Genomic DNA, 15,056 nt, shown 5'->3' with positions numbered 1-15,056 from the left:
GGCTAGGTCTAACTTTTTGGGGTCACATCACAACAGAGTGCCTTTTTGCATGTCTAAATAAGTCAACCCCAGGGGCAAAGGATTCTAAGTGATACCACCTACTCCCATTCGGGAACCCAGCCTTATCCTTCACAAGTTGACTTCTATAATTATTATAGCAAATAAAGCAACGATCCGACAACTCAAAAGATTGCAGTCTATGCAGCTTATCGTTGCCCGTCCCATAGATAACTGTGTCTTCGCAGTACTTAACATCTCGAATTCGAGGGGTGTGAACGTACCCCCGCCCATAGCGGCGAGAGCTTCCTGCTTCAAGGAGAACAGCACCACTGACTCCGAAGAGTTGCGGCGACTTACACTCTCTCCACAGGCGTAGATTCCCGTGCGCCCCACGGTACTCTTACAATTTTGATTAGGCAGATATACGTCTAGCTTCCTCTCGTATATTTATGGCAGCGTTCTTGTCCCGGCCATGGTGACTGCCGCATTTTGGACAATCCCATTCCCGAATAGACAAATCTTTCATTTCACTTTTTTTGTACCCACAGGTATGGCATAATTGGCTACTTGGATACCACTTATCTATTTTAACAAGCTGTTTTCCTTGCCAAACAAGTTTGTATTCCAATATATTCACAAATTTCTTCCATCCATTGTCGGCTACGGACTTGCCGAAACTGAATTTACCGCCTTTCTTACGCTTCGCCATGGCCTTGACGCTAATATCTTCGATACCAATAGCATCATATTTATCTACAAGATAGCGAGCTTTCTTATGTATAAAATCACGACGTTGGTTTGCGACCTTCTCATGAAGCTTAGCCACACGAAGACTTTGTTTATCTCGATTTCGGCTGCCTTTTTGCCTTTTCGACAGTTTTCTTTGAGCTTTAGCCAATCGCTTTTCGACCTTTCGCAGGAAGTTCGGATAGTCCGCATCCTCTTCATCGGAGGCGACATACAGACCATGCATCGCAAAATCCAATCCGAGAAATGTCTCAGGTATGATGGGGAGTATTTGGTTTTCGTACTCTACCAAAATACTGATGTAGAATTTCCCAGAAGGGGTTCTGCTAATGGTAACCGTCTTTATGATACTATTTTCCATAATTGGTCGGTGCAAACGTAACTTTACCCAGCCAACCTTCGGCAATCTGACCTTATTCCCTTCTAATCGGACAGAACCTTTTTGATTATTCGTAGAATAGGAAAGATGACCACTTTTTTTAGACTTGAAACGTGGCTTGCCAAAATGCTTCTTATTGCTCCAAAAATTGTTATATGCCCTATTGAGATTCATTTGAGCATTGGCAAGTGCAAGGCTATCTACTTCTCTTAGCCAAGGAAATTCATCTTTGTATTGTGCTGGCGTGTTGTTCAGTTTTTTGCCTGTTTTTTTATAGTAATCAAGGCGGTCACTAAGCATTTTATTATAGATGAATCTGGCACAGCCAAAAGTCTTGGCAAACATAATCTTTTGTTCAGTTGTTGGGTAGAGCCTGTATCGGTATGCTCTATTAACGATAATCACCTACCTTTATTTTCTATATATTTACAAATAGTCTATATGGGACTACTGAGCAATTGCCTGGATCAATTGCTTATGTAGATTTACCAGATTTGCTTTCATCCCCACCTAAGAAGTGGCAGATTTCTGGCGGGTTAAATTAAAAAATAATATGCTCCCACATTTCAGGCGGTATCTGATCAATCGGCTTATTCCGGCGGATGGCACGGCGTAGCTCCTTAGCCCCTTCTATAAAATTCAGACAAGAGGGCCTCAAGGGCTCGTAGTGCATCGTGCGCTCCAAGGAATGCTCGCCGAATTTCGCCAAATATTCTTTTTGGACCTTGAAGTATTCCTCAATCCCCGGATGTACTTCTTCAAAACTCTTCGGTTCCATAGTATGCACCTCCCCAATCAACCAATTTCCGTTCATATTACGACTTTATCAGCTCATACCGCGTCGTGCGCCCGCCGCCACGCTGTGTGATTTGGCCGTTATCCACCAGCGTTTTCAGAATACGACCTGCTGTAGATTGGCTAACGCCCAATAATTCCTGTGCATCTTTCCGAGTGATCCGTTGTTTGTCTTCCAAAAGCTGCATGATTTTCCCTTCATCAGAAGTCAAAAACGGGGCAGCCATTTCTCCCACAATCATCGGGGCTTCGACAGCTTTACTCATGAAATTCACATTGGGAAGAATGGTTTTGAAGGCATTTGGGGTGGTCTTAATCTGGGGTTTCACCGGTTCATCGGCATAGGCATTCATCATTTTTTTCATCCCCGTGCCATAAGCCTCAATGAGCTGCAAGCGGTAAAATACGTTGTACAGGTGCGGGTTGCGACATAGGGATACGCCCATGTTCAAATCTTCCGGCGCCAATCCGGGAAGGAGACCACCAACAGACACGATCTCCATGCGGTCATCGTACAGATTGATCAAGGTATCGGCATGAAAGGAATAATCACGGTGTACCAGCGCATTCAACAGGGCTTCTCGAAGAGCGGTTTCCGGGTAATCCCGGAGAGTATCTATATAACGGAGTACAGCCCTTTCCTTATAGCCTTTATTGTGGAAATTGATATAAGCACAGGCTATCTTCAGCTGATCTATAAGGGAACCGCAAAACTCCTCACGAGATTTAAATACATTTTGATTCATCCCATCAAAAACAGCTGCTCTCATCGTATAGGGACACTGGTCAGAAAGGAGAAGTCCTACATTCGTATAGAGGCCGTCATCGTCTATAAGGTGCAGGGTCTGCATCTGTGGCTTACCGAAAGCCATATTCCGAGCAGCAAATTCCTTTTCCAAGGCATCAAAAGTTAAAGACTGATTGAGGGAACGTCTATCTTCAAAGCTGTCACCGGCAGTGTTCTTTATCATTTGGGCAATGGCCGTCTTCGTTGTCGGGCCGGTCGCATCCCCTTGCCGCACATAAACGCCTTCAGGCTGTAGTCCCTTGTTGGCCAAAAAATAAGGACGCTTCGTACCTCGTTGAATGTGAACAGCCACAACGGCTTTGCCATCGCAATCCAGCGTTTCGTAGTGAATGAACATCGTGACGTCGGGCTTTACAGCATCACGCACCATATTAGAAATCTGCAAAACACAGTCGTCATCATTCTCCACTCCCAAAACGGTCCCGTCATCAGCAACGCCAACATATACCGTGCCGCCGTCGCAGTTGGCAAAGGCAATGATTTCCTTCTTGATGTCCTCGCCGACGATGGATTTTAACTCAATCTTTTCACTTTCCAAGAACTTCATGCGGCTCACCCCGTTTCTATTCTACCTATATTCTAACCATTTTAATCATTCTTGTCAAGATGTATTGGTTAGAATGGGTAGAATAGTCTAAAAAGGACAGCAAAAAAGCCACTCATTTCAGAGTGGCCTCTCTATCCGTATAAATGTCAAAGGCATATAAGAGAATGTCGCCGGGATTCGTAACTTCTTCATCTTCAATGGCATCGAGGACCCACTGCCGTTCTTCGTCGGTCTGCAGGCAAGCTCGTACGCCAAGAATAAAATTTGTATTATCCCAAATCCGGGTCAACACCTCTATTAACCTTTTCTCTACGCCTACGGGATGTTTCGTTAACACCATCATACCGGCCCCCTTCCGCATCTTCGATGGATCAGGCACTTCTCGATGCCTGCAACCATTCCGTCAAACCGTCCCATGTTGGGGAAGCCGCTACAAAATATGGTGTTCACAAGCCAAGCAGCGTATCCTAAAATTTTCAGCCATCTTGATTTCTTTCACACCTACCGAAGAGTCGAGTTTAGCACTTCCTTCGGCAACAGTACCCGTTTCAAAGCAGTCGAATTCATCAATCTCCTTATCGATCAAGGGACATCTTACCATCATCTGTCTCGCACCTCCCGTGCCTTTCGGACAATACCTTCAGAGGATACAAAATGCTTCGACTAACCTACGCTGACTAAGATAACACACATACTACAAGCTCACTATTTCAGTAGACTGATGGCATAATCACCGGATTCGCTTCCTTCCCCCTTCCGTTCAACTCAATCTCTTTTTTTGCTCTTAATTCGTTCAAAAATACTTGACTCATTATGTGCTTTTACCCAATTTTCGATATTCTCTTTTTCTTTACAAATCCAATCATAGTATTGACCTAAAATAGCGCGTCTGCCACCCATTTCGTTTTCTTCCAATTCTTTTAAAATAGACTCTTTAATAATTTTAAAAAGTGGATTTTTTTCAAAAGGAGGGTATTCAATTGGTAATATAATGGACTCTTCCCCCAGAGGATCTATATATAATTTAGTTATTTCTGTTTCACTTTCTAGATTTTTATTGAATTCGGGTAACATTTCCTCACCTAAGGATTCCCAAGCGTAGTCGTCTAACATAATAGGAATAGGATAATCAGGGGATATAGATGCAAAATTATTTTGAACAAAACCTGTATAAGGATAAATTGTTTTTTTTGATTTATAAATTATAAACAATTCCCCTTTTATTAATAAAATCTCTTCTTCTGTATAGTCATTTAAAATAGAAGGAAAGTCACGAAACAATTTTTTCTCTAATATAGAAATATGGATTTCTTCTATACCACGATAAGGAGTTAATAGTTCCGCTAGTGAAATTTTCCCGAGCTCAGCAATTTTTTTTAATCGCTGTGAGCTAGGAACGACCGTTCCCCTTTCCCAACCAGAAACACTACTTTTATTTGCCCCTAATAATTCTCCAAATTGTTCCATAGATAATCCTAGTTTCGCCCTTATACCAAAAATTTGAAAAGCTAGATGCTGCTTATTAATTTTCACACTATCACCTCTTCTTATATTATACCATTAGCGCTCATCTTTGTTCAATAAAGTTTAACAAAGCCCTTGACGTTTAATAAAGTTCTATTTATAATGCAATTAAGTTTAATAAAGTTCGATACCGAAAAAAGAAGGGGAGGTGAGAATATGAAATTGGATATAGAAAAAATTAAGTCGCTTATGATAAAGCCACACCTTTTACAGACAGAGCCTGTCGATTTTGAAAACATGACACTTTACCGTGCATTAGAAGGAAAAAGGCTTTACGAGTGGTGCGCATTCATAAAGGCAAAGATATGTTAGTTTCAATTTTTCAAAATATACTAATTTACACTTTATTAGATTTATGAAGAAAATGGAGGGTATGAAATATGATCAATCAAACGTTAAAAAGCATAAAAGAGATTTCGGTATTGGCAGCATTTATGCAAAAGGATATAGACGACATAAATACGCATCTTGAGGACCTGAAAAAGGCTGGGATACCAAGTAATATACTGCAAAAGATCATATCATACCGGCAAAAGACTATAGCAGAACGGGAGCACTTGCTAGAAAAACGAACGGAAATTATTAATCGAATTTCCCGTGTAGATGATGCACTCTATCGGAGGTTTCTTATGGCGCGATATGTTGACGGAATGAGTTGCAAAAAGCTTGCCGAAGAGTTGAATTTTTCAAACGGAGATATTACTAAGCTTAGTAAAAGAGCGCACGCGGCCTTTAAAAGCATCCGATACCAGCAGTCAATACCCGGACTTCAGTACCATGATGGTAGCAAAACGGGTTCTGCATCCTCGGCCCTATCAAGCACTTACAGAGATGACTACAACGAAAAACAGATTGACCTCTTTCAAGATATGTGGCAATAGATAGCATAAATAAGTGGTTATCCTTCCCCATCAATGGATATTTTACATACCCAAGATCGTTTTTTTCGCTATACGCTCCCTCCCACCGTTACGCTTTATAGTCCCTTCTCCCCAGATCCAATAACCTCTTTATTATATCAGTTTAATTTTTTGTCGCCGATGCCCGATAGAGTCCGGGGTACGTATAATCAGCCTATTCTTAATTAAATTCCCATGTAGAGCGCCATCTCAAAGCCTACACTTATTATTCGATTCATTTTCTGAAAGCCGAGGAATTTGTCATGTACATTTCACCTTTACAGCCTAACTATACAAATTCTTTTCTCCATCCACATATATAGGATACTGAATTAACAAAAGGAGACTAAACCATGCCTAACATATATCATTTTAAAAATCTTTCTGAACCTATGAGACTAAGTTTGGTGCAATATATCCAAGAGCGTTATAGTCAGACCAAATCATTCAATAGAGAACCGTTAACTTCCGCATATTGTTTAAAGCAACCGTTCACTCGTCTTGCTGCTTCGCCCACAGAGCATGTAACTTCGCAGTGCTTTAAAGAAGCAATGGAATACTGCGGTTTTAAAGCCCGATTACGTGGAGAAGATAGAGGCAAGGAATCGAATTGGGAATTTAATATACGCATCTTAAAGCGCCCCAGAAATCAGCGTTTATAGAATCCTCAAAAAAAAAGAATCTTTCAGCATTATTTTCTAAAAAGGTTCTTTTTTTACACATAAGGTGATGATTTTCGTTCTATTCGCACGTAATCAATAGAGATCAAGTACATCTTGTAGAACCGGAGGTGCTTTTTGATAGATACTAATTTCGACTGGACCGCCGAATATTACCAATGGATACAGAAAAATTTATCTGCCCGACTTTTAAAAAATGGCTGGACAGAAATAGGAACGCCGTTTATGGACCGTCACAATGACGGGCTGGTAATCTATGCCAAACGGGATGGAGACAATATCACCTTGTCCGATGACGGGTTCATCATTAACGACTTGCTTGCTGACGGCGTTTCGCTGCGCGGTGCTAAGCGGACCGGTATGTTGAATCGACTTCTCTTTTCTTACGGGGTTGAGAATCAAGATAATGAGATGGTCATACGCACAGACACGAAAAACTATGCGGCCAGTATGCACATGTTCATTCAAGCCATGCTTACAGTCAATGATATGTTTATGCTGAACGACAGTACGGTAAAAACTATTTTCCTGGATGATGTTGCCGATTATTTTGATCAACAAGGGCTTATTTACACGCCCAATTTCCTGGCCAAGGGAAGCACGGGGCTGGAATTCAATTTTAACTTTCAAATTGCCGGAAGAACCTCAGAGATACTCATCAATTCCTTCAATTCAATCAATCGCAGCAACCTGGCCGCCTTCCTTTTCGATTGGCAGGACATAAGGGACGAACGGCAAAAGAGTGCCCGCAAAAAGGTAACGGGGCTAGCCATCATCAACGATGAAAAAGGCGTCGATAAAAAATACTTAGATGCCCTGCTGGCGAAAGACACCGATTATATTCTTTTTTCAGAACGCCTGAATCCTGAAAACATAAAAAAATTATCGGCTGCTTAACAACCCTGCTTGGTTCAAGACATCATGTATCCGAAAGATTTCTGCCTAAAATGAACCGACTCCCCAAAGTCAGACTTTTTTTAAGTCCGGCTTTACGGAGTCGGTTCTATTCATTTCGCAGGCACAGGCATTTCCCTGCCATTCACGCCCAAAACGCACATCAAGACAAAAAAAGAGCGGCCTCACATGGCTGTGAAACCGCTTTTTTAGTGGTGCGCCTAGAAGGATTCGAACCTTCGCACCCGGTTCCGGAGACCGGTGCTCTATCCCCTGAGCTATAGGCGCATGAATAAATGTGCTCTAAAGAGCACTTATTTATAATACCATATTCATAAGGTCGATGCAAGGTTTTCTTATGGCACGGACCTTCCCTAGCAGGGTTGTCTCCTGCTGGCAGCCGAAGATGGAAAACTGCCCGATATAATGATAAAAACGAACTCTCCGGCAATCACAGTCTGCTGCAACCGCGAAAAGTTCGTATCGATTCAAGTTGGTGACCCAGTAGGGATTCGAACCCTAGACCCACAGCTTAGAAGGCTGTTGCTCTATCCAGCTGAGCTACTGAGTCAATAAAAAATGGAGCGGGTGATGGGAATCGAACCCACATAACCAGCTTGGAAGGCTGGCGCTCTACCACTGAGCTACACCCGCGTCTCTATATGGTCGGAGCAGCAGGATTTGAACCTGCGACCCCCTGGTCCCAAGCCAGGTGCGCTACCAAACTGCGCTATGCCCCGCCAACAAAAAATATTATACAAGATATGGCATAACTTGTCAACGTTTTTCTTCCCCCGACTACAAGGGCCCCCAACGGGCAGGCATTGCCAACCCTCCTCATTCCGAGTACAATAAAGGTAGTCTTTTTACGTAGGAGGTAATTTTGTATGCCAAGTGCTATGAGTCTTCACTTTGAATCGGACCATCCCTTTATCGCCGTTCCCCTCGAAGGGGAAACGATTCAGGATCTTCAGATTCAAATTGCAAAAATTGTAGAAAATCCGTACGATATGATGGCCTTCGATGCCGGTTATTTTAACGGCGCCATCAATTTATCCCAGCTGTGGAACGCCCTGTTGTACATCGCCCGCGAAGGGGCCAATCCGTCGGTCCTCTTCTCTTGTGACAAGAGCAAGCTCCCGGAAATGTACCAGACCGACCGCGACTATGGATCCATCCTGCGCTTTGCCATCCGCTCGTCCCTCATCGACGCCGTCAAGATTGAAGGCAGCCTCGACGACGACAGCCTCGAAGACATTGCAGGGCAAGCCGTGGACCTTGGCTGCGTGCCGATCATCGTCATCCGCGGCGAAAAAGGAGCCAAGGCCGCCGATTTAACGGCCCTGATGGAAAAGCGCTGGGACCTGGAAGCCGTGACCTTTGAACTCGTCGTCCCCGTCGAAACAGATGCCGATATCGACGAAATGAAGGCTGCCGCCAAGGCCTTTAAAGAACAGCACCACGACGCCGTCGTCATCCCCCATCCCATGGGATCTGCCGCCAAAGAAGCGCTCCTCAAGGGCGACACCTTCGGCGCCTCGATCTTGTACGCAGCTGCCGGCGACGGAGCGGACGATATGCCGGCCAGCAAAGCCGTCCATGCCTTGCTCCACCCCGATGCCTAAGACCTGCTAAAAAAGTAACCTGAGGCCGAATGAACGTACCTAAACACGACATAACGATAAACAGCCCCCCCCGCTCGGAGGGCTGTTTTTTATGCTTTTCAGAGAAAACTCGGTCAAGCAGGAAATATCGGGTCACTTCCGACATTTCCCCTACGCAGGTCAACCGTCATTTCGTCATCGTGTTTGGGCCCTTGCCGTAATTTCAGATAGCCATCCAAAAAAAGCCACCGCCGGAAATCTCCGATGGTGGCTTCATTTTTATGACTTACTGCAGGTTTTTGGTTAACAACTGATTGACGACGCCCGGGTTAGCCCGGCCTTTCGTTTCTTTCATGATCTGACCGACGAGGAAGCCGATGGCTTTCTTCTTGCCGGCTTTGTAGTCTTCAACGGACTGGGGATTGGCAGCGATGACTTTCTGTACCAATTCTTCAAGGGCGCCCGTATCGGTGATCTGGACCAGGCCCTGTTCTTTGACGACGTCGTCGGCCGATTTGCCTGACGTCCACATTTCCGGCAGGACTTTCTTAGCGATCTTACCAGAAATGGTGCCTTTGGCAATGAGTTTCAAGAGGCCTGCCAAAGCCGTCGGAGCGACAGGAGAATCGGTGATGCCGATGCCTTCTTCGTTGAGCTTCTTGGCAAATTCGCCGAGCATCCAGTTGGCTGCTTCCTTAGCGTCAACGCCTTCTTTTACGACGGTTTCAAAGTAGTCAGCCGTCTGTTTTTCCAGGGTCAAGAGGTTAGCATCGTATTCCGAGAGACCCAATTCGTCCTGGAAACGCTGGCAGCGAGCGTCCGGCATTTCCGGCAGTTCTTTTCGGACTTCTTCGATATAAGCCGGCGAGACTTCGATAGGAATGAGGTCCGGTTCCGGGAAGTAACGGTAGTCGCTGTCCCCTTCTTTGACACGCTGGAGGATGGTAACGCCCTTGGCTTCATCCCAGCCGCGGGTCGCCTGCTGGATCGTGCCGCCTTCTTCGAGGATCTGTGCCTGGCGGACAGCTTCGTATTCAATCCCCTTCTGAACGGCGCTGAAGGAGTTGATGTTCTTGATTTCCGTCTTGGTACCGAGGGTCGTCGAGCCGACGGGACGGATGGAAATGTTGGCGTCGCAGCGCATGCTGCCTTCTTCTAAGCGGCAGTCCGATACGCCGAGGTACTGCATGATGGAGCGCAGTTTTTCAAGGTAGGCCCGCGCTTCGGCACCGCTTCTGAGTTCCGGTTCGCCGACGATTTCAAGGAGGGGCACGCCGGTACGGTTGTAGTCGACGCGGCTCGAGTCAGAGGTAGCGATGGTGCTGCCGCTGTGGACGAGTTTGCCCGCATCTTCTTCCATATGGATACGAGTCAAATGGATGCGGCGCTGTTTGCCGTCGACGTCGATGTCGATGTAGCCGCCTTTGCAGATCGGCAGGTCGAACTGGGACGTCTGAAAGTTCTTCGGAAGGTCCGGATAGTAATAGTTCTTGCGGTCAAATTTGCTGAAGGGCAAAATGTCGCAGTGAAGTGCCAGCCCTGCCTTTACGGCATAGTGCAGGACTTCTTTATTGAGTACGGGCAGGACACCGGGCAGGCCTAAGCATACCGGGCAGACGTGGGTATTCGGTTCAGCGCCGAATTCCGTGCTGCAGCCGCAGAAAATCTTGGTTTTCGTTTTTAATTCGACATGGACTTCCAAGCCGATAACGGATTCATATTTCATTAAAGTTCAACCTCCCCCATAGGCGACGGCATGCGAAGATCCGTCCGATTCTGTTCAAACGTATAGGCCGCACGGAGCAGTGTCGCTTCGTCGAGGGCCTTGCCGATAAGCTGCATGCCGATGGGCAGGCCGTCTTTGTAGCCGCAGGGAATGCTGATGCCCGGAAGGCCGGCTAAGTTCAAGGGAACGGTGCAGACGTCGCCGAGGTACATGGCCAGGGGATCGCCGCTGTTCTGACCGATCTTGAAGGCCGTATCCGGTGCCGTCGGCGTCAAGAGGATATCGCATTTCTGAAGGGCTTCGTCGAAGTCCTGTTTCATCAGGGTCCGGACTTTCATGGCCTGCAGGTAGTAGGCGTCGTAGTAGCCCGAGCTCAAGACGTAGGTGCCGAGGAGGATACGGCGTTTGACTTCGTCGCCAAAGCCTTCGGTACGGGTCTTGATGTACATGTCGACAATGTCCTTGCCGTCGACGCGCATGCCAAAGCCGACGCCGTCGTAACGAGCCAGGTTGGAGCTGGCTTCGGCCGGAGCGATGATATAGTAGGCAGCGATGCCGTACTTCATGTTGGGCATGCTGATGGGAACGATTTCGGCGCCCAGTTTCTTATACGTATCCATGGCGTCGTCGAGGGCTTTGCGGGACGCAGCGTCCAGGCCTTCGCCGAAGAATTCTTCCGGGATGCCGATCTTAAGGCCTTTGACGTCGTTGACCAAGGCCTGTTTATAGTCTTGTTTTTCCTGCGGGATCGATGTCGAGTCTTTGGCATCGTGGCCGGCAATGGCATTGAGGACGATGGCGCAGTCTTCGACGTCGTTGGTAAGGGTGCCGATCTGGTCGAGGGACGATGCATAAGCGATGAGGCCGTAGCGCGATACGAGGCCGTACGTCGGTTTGAGGCCGACGACGCCGCAGTAGGCGGCAGGCTGACGGACCGATCCGCCCGTATCGGAACCGAGGGCCCAAACGGCAGAACCGGAAGCAACAGCTGCAGCCGAACCGCCGGAAGAACCGCCGGGGACGCAGTCGAGGTTCCACGGGTTGTGCGTTTCATGGAAGGCCGAGTTTTCCGTCGAGCTGCCCATGGCAAATTCGTCCATGTTGACCTTGCCTAAGCTGATGTAATCGGAAACGGCCAATTTTTCGATGACCGTGGCATTGTACGGTGCTTTGAAGTGTTCGAGGATCTTCGAAGCGCAGGTCGCCTGCTGGCCTTCGATGCAGATGTTGTCCTTGATGGCACCGGGAATCCCGGCCAAATCGGCGATCGTTTCGCCGGCAGCAATCTTGGCATCGACGGCGGCAGCCCCTTTGAGGGCGCCTTCGCGGCTGTCCGATAAGAAGGCCCGTACCTTCGGTTCTACAGTATCTTTATGCGCAAGAAAAGCCTTGGTCACTTCGACGGCAGAGACGTCGCGGCGGACGAGCTTTTCATGCAGTTCGTGAATGGTTAACATACATAGGCCTCCTATTAATCCTGAATGACTTTCGGAACTTTGAAGCAGCCTTCGTCTTGTTCCGGCGCATTTTGAAGCGCTTTTTCATTAGAGATGGACGGCTGGGGCACGTCGTCGCGCATGACGTTGGACATGGCCACGGCATGGGCCGTCGGCTTGACACCGGTCACGTCGACCTGACCTAAGAGATCCATGTACGATAAGATGTCGTTCAGCTGTTTCCCGACCGTTTCGATCTGGTCGTCTTTGACTTCCAGTCGGGACAACAGTGCGATTTTCTTTATTTCTTCGGCACTGATTTTCATTCTGACACTCCTTGCAGAAAAATTTGGCATTGACAAATCGAAAGGCTTTGTCAACATTCATACATATACCATTTAATCACCTTTTGCTGTATTTTGCAAGCGCAGGCGGCACGGCGGCCCAAGGCCTTCTTCCGGACAAGGAAAAAGGCGCCTGACTAGACAAGCGCCAAAGGCTTGGAAAAGAGATTCCCCCTCACTACCGCACCATCATGTCGCGGATGGTCACGTCGGGATGGTGGTACTGATCCTGGGGCAAAACGGTCTTCCCGTGGACGGTCACGGCCTGATGGGGACACCAGTGCAGGCAGGCCAGGCAGCGGCTGCAATGCGGCCCGATGACGGCGCCTGACGGGGTACTTTGGATGTTGTCGACGGGGCAGATCTTGCTGCAGATATGGCAGGACACGCATTTTTTCGTATCGACAGACGGCGTCAGCCAATAGTTGCCAAAGCTGCGAAGGGGGCCGAAATTCATGACAGCGGCGGCCAAAGAGCCCGTAACTTCCGAGTCATCCCGGACTTGGCGGCGAATATCGTCGGCACAGTCGTGAAGGATATCGTCGGCCTTGTCGAGGCGGTTCATATCGTAGTTAATATGGCGGCGCGAGGCGACGGTGCTGTTGGCGATCATGGGCAGGATCAGGCCGTAGGCCAGGTCGCAGCCCCTTTTTTGAAGCAGTCGGGACAAGGTCCGAAGGGTCCTCCCTCCCGTTCCGCCGCAGGTCGCGATGCCAAAGAAATAGGTCCCCTTATCGAGGGGTGCCTCGGCGATAAAATCCCGTACCGGTTCCGGTACGTCGCCAAAATAGACGGGAAATACGATGCCGAACCTTCGATGGGGCAAGTGTTCGGGCTGGCTCATGATGTCGGCCAGGGACAAGGCCCTGTCGCCGGTCAGTTCTGCCAGTTTTTTCGCTGCATATAAGGAATTGCCCGTTCCTGAAAAATAACCAATCATAAAAGTCCACCTCAAAGACAGTTGTCCCCTCTTACGAGAAGACAATCGATAATTTATATCTATTATAGCATGAAGGACCGGTTCTGTCTTGAGGGGCTTTCGATTATATGTATCCCCGTTCGCAGAGGCTGACGAAGATGCCGTCGCCGATGATGATGTGGTCGAGGACGGGGATTTCCATGATCTGACCGGCTTCGACGATGCGCCGTGTAATGCGGATATCGTCGTTACTCGGCTCGGGATTGCCCGACGGGTGATTATGGACTAAGATGACGGCTGCCGCATTGTAGCGCAGGGCGTAGCGAAAGACGTCGCGCCCCTTGGCCAGGCTGGCATCGATGGTGCCGATGGTCAGCGTGCGGTAGGTAATGAGCTGATTTTTCGTCGATAAGTAGACGGCGCCGAACTGTTCCTGAGGCAGGAAGCGCAGGTCTTCCATGACGTAGCCGGCCACGGCGTCAGGCGTGCTGAAATCAGGGGCCGTGCGCAGGGCCTGCTGGCGGGAAATGCGCCGGCCGAGCTCGATGGCGGCGCAGACCGTGACTGCCTTTTCTTCGCCGATGCCGCGGATATGGCAGAGGTCGGCGACGCTGGCATTGCTGAGGTAACAGAGATTTTCACCGGGCAGAGAACGGATGACCTGCCGCGATACGTGGAGTACCGAGCGGCCCTTGGTCCCTGTCCGCAGCAAGATGGCCAGTAAATCCTGGTCGGTCACTGCCGCCGGACCGTGGCGGATAAATTTCTCTCGCGGTTTCTCACAAACGGCGAGTTCCCTCACCGGGGTATTCATACGTGAACCTTGGCCTTGTGGAACAGCTTGCAGACCTGGGATAAGGGCAGGCCGACGACGTTGGTATAGGAACCGTTGATCTTATCGACGAAGGCCGCAGCCCGGCCCTGGATGCCGTAAGCGCCGGCTTTATCGAGGGGTTCACCGGAGGCGATGTAGGACTTGATTTCCTTGTCCGTCAAATGGCGGAACCAGACTTTCGTTTCGACGACCTTGGTATATTCCTTCTTGTCGTTGATCAAGGCGATGCCCGTATAGACGGAATGCTTCTTGCCCGACAGTTCGCGCAGCATTTCCATGGCCGCCGTCCCGTTCTTGGGCTTGCCCATCATGACGCCATCGAGGGCGACGATGGTATCGGCGCCGAGGACCCACTGGCCCGGGAATTTTTGGGCGACGTCGCGGGCCTTGCCGAGGGCCTGGTCCTGGACGTACTTCTGAGGATCTTTCTTCTTCGGCGATTCTTCATGATAAGAACTCGGATTGACCATGTAGGCCACGCCGATCTGGGTCAACAGTTCGCGTCGGCGCGGCGAACCAGAGGCTAAAATAAGCATGTAATCCCTCCTGTGTGTTACTGAATGTGGCGAAAGAGCACGCCGGCTAAGAGAATGCCGATGATGCTCAGTAGATTCGGTGCCAAATGGATGCCAAACTGCAATTCCATGAGATAGAGATTGAGGTGAATCTGCTGGATGTTCAAGATTTCATAGTGCTGGGTCAGTGCCGGCAACACGCCCTGCAGGGCCGGAACGGCGTATAAGGCTTCGCCTACGATGCCGCCGAGAATACCGCCGGCGATGAGAAAGATAAATAAAGACAGCCAATTATGCGAGCCAAGATTTTTCATGTTCCCCTCCATTATATACACCATGAGAAGAAAGGGCTGCCCCCTCTCAGGAAATTCTAATCCTTCCGGAGAAAGACAACCCTTTATCAT

General features: G+C 48.4%; 16 protein-coding genes and 4 tRNA genes. 3 read left to right on the top strand and 17 right to left on the bottom strand.

Annotated features, from left to right (window positions below; all coding sequences use genetic code 11):
* Positions 1–412 precede the first annotated feature (412 nt).
* The 6 genes from HMPREF3201_RS05405 to HMPREF3201_RS05385 form a co-directional block, all read right to left on the bottom strand.
* A complete protein-coding gene (locus HMPREF3201_RS05405) occupies positions 413–1,531 on the bottom strand; it encodes an RNA-guided endonuclease TnpB family protein (protein ID WP_195190555.1) in 1,119 nt (372 codons plus the stop codon).
* Between the two features lie 136 nt (positions 1,532–1,667).
* The gene (locus HMPREF3201_RS05400; protein ID WP_062412100.1) at positions 1,668–1,904 is read right to left on the bottom strand and encodes a hypothetical protein; all 237 of its coding nucleotides are present in this window, start codon (positions 1,902–1,904) and stop codon (positions 1,668–1,670) included.
* 37 nt (positions 1,905–1,941) lie between these two features.
* Positions 1,942–3,276, bottom strand: coding sequence for an RNA-binding domain-containing protein (locus HMPREF3201_RS05395; RefSeq protein WP_062412099.1), 1,335 nt, complete (start codon positions 3,274–3,276; stop codon positions 1,942–1,944).
* Between the two features lie 112 nt (positions 3,277–3,388).
* Positions 3,389–3,619 (bottom strand): hypothetical protein, encoded by a 231-nt coding sequence (locus tag HMPREF3201_RS05390; protein WP_154254297.1) that lies wholly within the window; start codon positions 3,617–3,619, stop codon positions 3,389–3,391.
* Positions 3,620–3,706: 87 nt separating this feature from the next.
* Positions 3,707–3,880, bottom strand: a complete 174-nt coding sequence (locus HMPREF3201_RS11745; protein ID WP_154254299.1) for a hypothetical protein — start codon at positions 3,878–3,880, stop codon at positions 3,707–3,709.
* 161 nt (positions 3,881–4,041) lie between these two features.
* Positions 4,042–4,809, bottom strand: a complete 768-nt coding sequence (locus tag HMPREF3201_RS05385; RefSeq protein WP_062412097.1) for a helix-turn-helix domain-containing protein — start codon at positions 4,807–4,809, stop codon at positions 4,042–4,044.
* A gap of 371 nt (positions 4,810–5,180) precedes the next feature.
* On the opposite strand from HMPREF3201_RS05385, the gene HMPREF3201_RS05380 reads away from it, so the two are divergent.
* Both HMPREF3201_RS05380 and HMPREF3201_RS05375 read left to right on the top strand, forming a co-directional pair.
* On the top strand, positions 5,181–5,681 hold the full coding sequence (locus HMPREF3201_RS05380; protein ID WP_062412096.1) for a hypothetical protein: 501 nt from the start codon (positions 5,181–5,183) through the stop codon (positions 5,679–5,681).
* Between the two features lie 815 nt (positions 5,682–6,496).
* Positions 6,497–7,276, top strand: a complete 780-nt coding sequence (locus HMPREF3201_RS05375; protein WP_154254301.1) for a DUF1828 domain-containing protein — start codon at positions 6,497–6,499, stop codon at positions 7,274–7,276.
* A gap of 210 nt (positions 7,277–7,486) precedes the next feature.
* Here the strand turns inward: HMPREF3201_RS05375 and HMPREF3201_RS05370 are convergent.
* The 4 genes from HMPREF3201_RS05370 to HMPREF3201_RS05355 all read right to left on the bottom strand — a co-directional run bounded on the left by HMPREF3201_RS05370 (position 7,487) and on the right by HMPREF3201_RS05355 (position 8,013).
* Positions 7,487–7,561 (bottom strand) — tRNA-Arg (locus tag HMPREF3201_RS05370).
* 206 nt (positions 7,562–7,767) lie between these two features.
* Positions 7,768–7,844, bottom strand: a tRNA-Arg gene (locus tag HMPREF3201_RS05365).
* A gap of 9 nt (positions 7,845–7,853) precedes the next feature.
* Positions 7,854–7,927: transfer RNA gene (locus HMPREF3201_RS05360), tRNA-Gly, on the bottom strand.
* 9 nt (positions 7,928–7,936) lie between these two features.
* Positions 7,937–8,013, bottom strand: a tRNA-Pro gene (locus tag HMPREF3201_RS05355).
* Between the two features lie 147 nt (positions 8,014–8,160).
* Between HMPREF3201_RS05355 and HMPREF3201_RS05350 the strand changes: the two genes are divergently transcribed.
* A complete protein-coding gene (locus HMPREF3201_RS05350) occupies positions 8,161–8,898 on the top strand; it encodes a type I 3-dehydroquinate dehydratase (RefSeq protein ID WP_227163172.1) in 738 nt (245 codons plus the stop codon).
* 265 nt (positions 8,899–9,163) lie between these two features.
* Here the strand turns inward: HMPREF3201_RS05350 and gatB are convergent, their stop codons facing one another.
* The 7 genes from gatB to HMPREF3201_RS05315 form a co-directional block, all read right to left on the bottom strand.
* On the bottom strand, positions 9,164–10,603 hold the full coding sequence (gene gatB, locus HMPREF3201_RS05345; protein ID WP_062412094.1) for an Asp-tRNA(Asn)/Glu-tRNA(Gln) amidotransferase subunit GatB: 1,440 nt from the start codon (positions 10,601–10,603) through the stop codon (positions 9,164–9,166).
* Positions 10,603–12,060 (bottom strand): Asp-tRNA(Asn)/Glu-tRNA(Gln) amidotransferase subunit GatA, encoded by a 1,458-nt coding sequence (gatA, locus tag HMPREF3201_RS05340; RefSeq protein WP_062412093.1) that lies wholly within the window; start codon positions 12,058–12,060, stop codon positions 10,603–10,605. Before gatA ends, gatB begins: the two co-directional genes overlap by 1 nt.
* Before the next feature lie 14 nt (positions 12,061–12,074).
* Positions 12,075–12,365 carry an Asp-tRNA(Asn)/Glu-tRNA(Gln) amidotransferase subunit GatC gene (gene gatC, locus HMPREF3201_RS05335; RefSeq protein ID WP_062412092.1) on the bottom strand — a complete coding sequence of 97 codons (291 nt, stop codon included), beginning with the start codon at positions 12,363–12,365 and terminating at the stop codon, positions 12,075–12,077.
* A 196-nt stretch (positions 12,366–12,561) separates the two neighbouring features.
* Entirely contained in the window at positions 12,562–13,323 is a 762-nt protein-coding gene (locus tag HMPREF3201_RS05330) for an EFR1 family ferrodoxin (protein WP_062412091.1), read from the bottom strand.
* A gap of 103 nt (positions 13,324–13,426) precedes the next feature.
* Positions 13,427–14,116: a RadC family protein gene (radC, locus tag HMPREF3201_RS05325; RefSeq protein ID WP_062412090.1), complete on the bottom strand. Its 690-nt coding sequence runs from the start codon at positions 14,114–14,116 to the stop codon at positions 13,427–13,429.
* A complete protein-coding gene (locus tag HMPREF3201_RS05320) occupies positions 14,113–14,673 on the bottom strand; it encodes a Maf family protein (RefSeq protein WP_062412089.1) in 561 nt (186 codons plus the stop codon). Before HMPREF3201_RS05320 ends, radC begins: the two co-directional genes overlap by 4 nt.
* Positions 14,674–14,690: 17 nt before the next feature.
* Positions 14,691–14,966, bottom strand: a complete 276-nt coding sequence (locus HMPREF3201_RS05315) for a DUF4321 domain-containing protein (protein WP_062412088.1) — start codon at positions 14,964–14,966, stop codon at positions 14,691–14,693.
* Between the last annotated feature and the right edge of the window lie 90 nt (positions 14,967–15,056).

This window comes from Megasphaera sp. MJR8396C (assembly GCF_001546855.1).
Taxonomy (GTDB): domain Bacteria; phylum Bacillota; class Negativicutes; order Veillonellales; family Megasphaeraceae; genus Megasphaera.
This window is presented reverse-complemented; position numbering and strand designations above follow the sequence as displayed.

Coding starts and splice junctions, on each gene's coding strand:
- HMPREF3201_RS11745 (WP_154254299.1), bottom strand. CDS start 3,880: ATGATGGTAAGATGTCCCTTGATCGATAAGGAGATTGATGAATTCGAC.
- HMPREF3201_RS05400 (WP_062412100.1), bottom strand. CDS start 1,904: ATGGAACCGAAGAGTTTTGAAGAAGTACATCCGGGGATTGAGGAATAC.
- radC (WP_062412090.1), bottom strand. CDS start 14,116: ATGAATACCCCGGTGAGGGAACTCGCCGTTTGTGAGAAACCGCGAGAG.
- gatC (WP_062412092.1), bottom strand. CDS start 12,365: ATGAAAATCAGTGCCGAAGAAATAAAGAAAATCGCACTGTTGTCCCGA.
- gatB (WP_062412094.1), bottom strand. CDS start 10,603: ATGAAATATGAATCCGTTATCGGCTTGGAAGTCCATGTCGAATTAAAA.
- HMPREF3201_RS05320 (WP_062412089.1), bottom strand. CDS start 14,673: ATGCTTATTTTAGCCTCTGGTTCGCCGCGCCGACGCGAACTGTTGACC.
- HMPREF3201_RS05380 (WP_062412096.1), top strand. CDS start 5,181: ATGATCAATCAAACGTTAAAAAGCATAAAAGAGATTTCGGTATTGGCA.
- HMPREF3201_RS05390 (WP_154254297.1), bottom strand. CDS start 3,619: ATGATGGTGTTAACGAAACATCCCGTAGGCGTAGAGAAAAGGTTAATA.
- HMPREF3201_RS05330 (WP_062412091.1), bottom strand. CDS start 13,323: ATGATTGGTTATTTTTCAGGAACGGGCAATTCCTTATATGCAGCGAAA.
- HMPREF3201_RS05395 (WP_062412099.1), bottom strand. CDS start 3,276: ATGAAGTTCTTGGAAAGTGAAAAGATTGAGTTAAAATCCATCGTCGGC.
- HMPREF3201_RS05315 (WP_062412088.1), bottom strand. CDS start 14,966: ATGAAAAATCTTGGCTCGCATAATTGGCTGTCTTTATTTATCTTTCTC.
- gatA (WP_062412093.1), bottom strand. CDS start 12,060: ATGTTAACCATTCACGAACTGCATGAAAAGCTCGTCCGCCGCGACGTC.
- HMPREF3201_RS05350 (WP_227163172.1), top strand. CDS start 8,161: ATGCCAAGTGCTATGAGTCTTCACTTTGAATCGGACCATCCCTTTATC.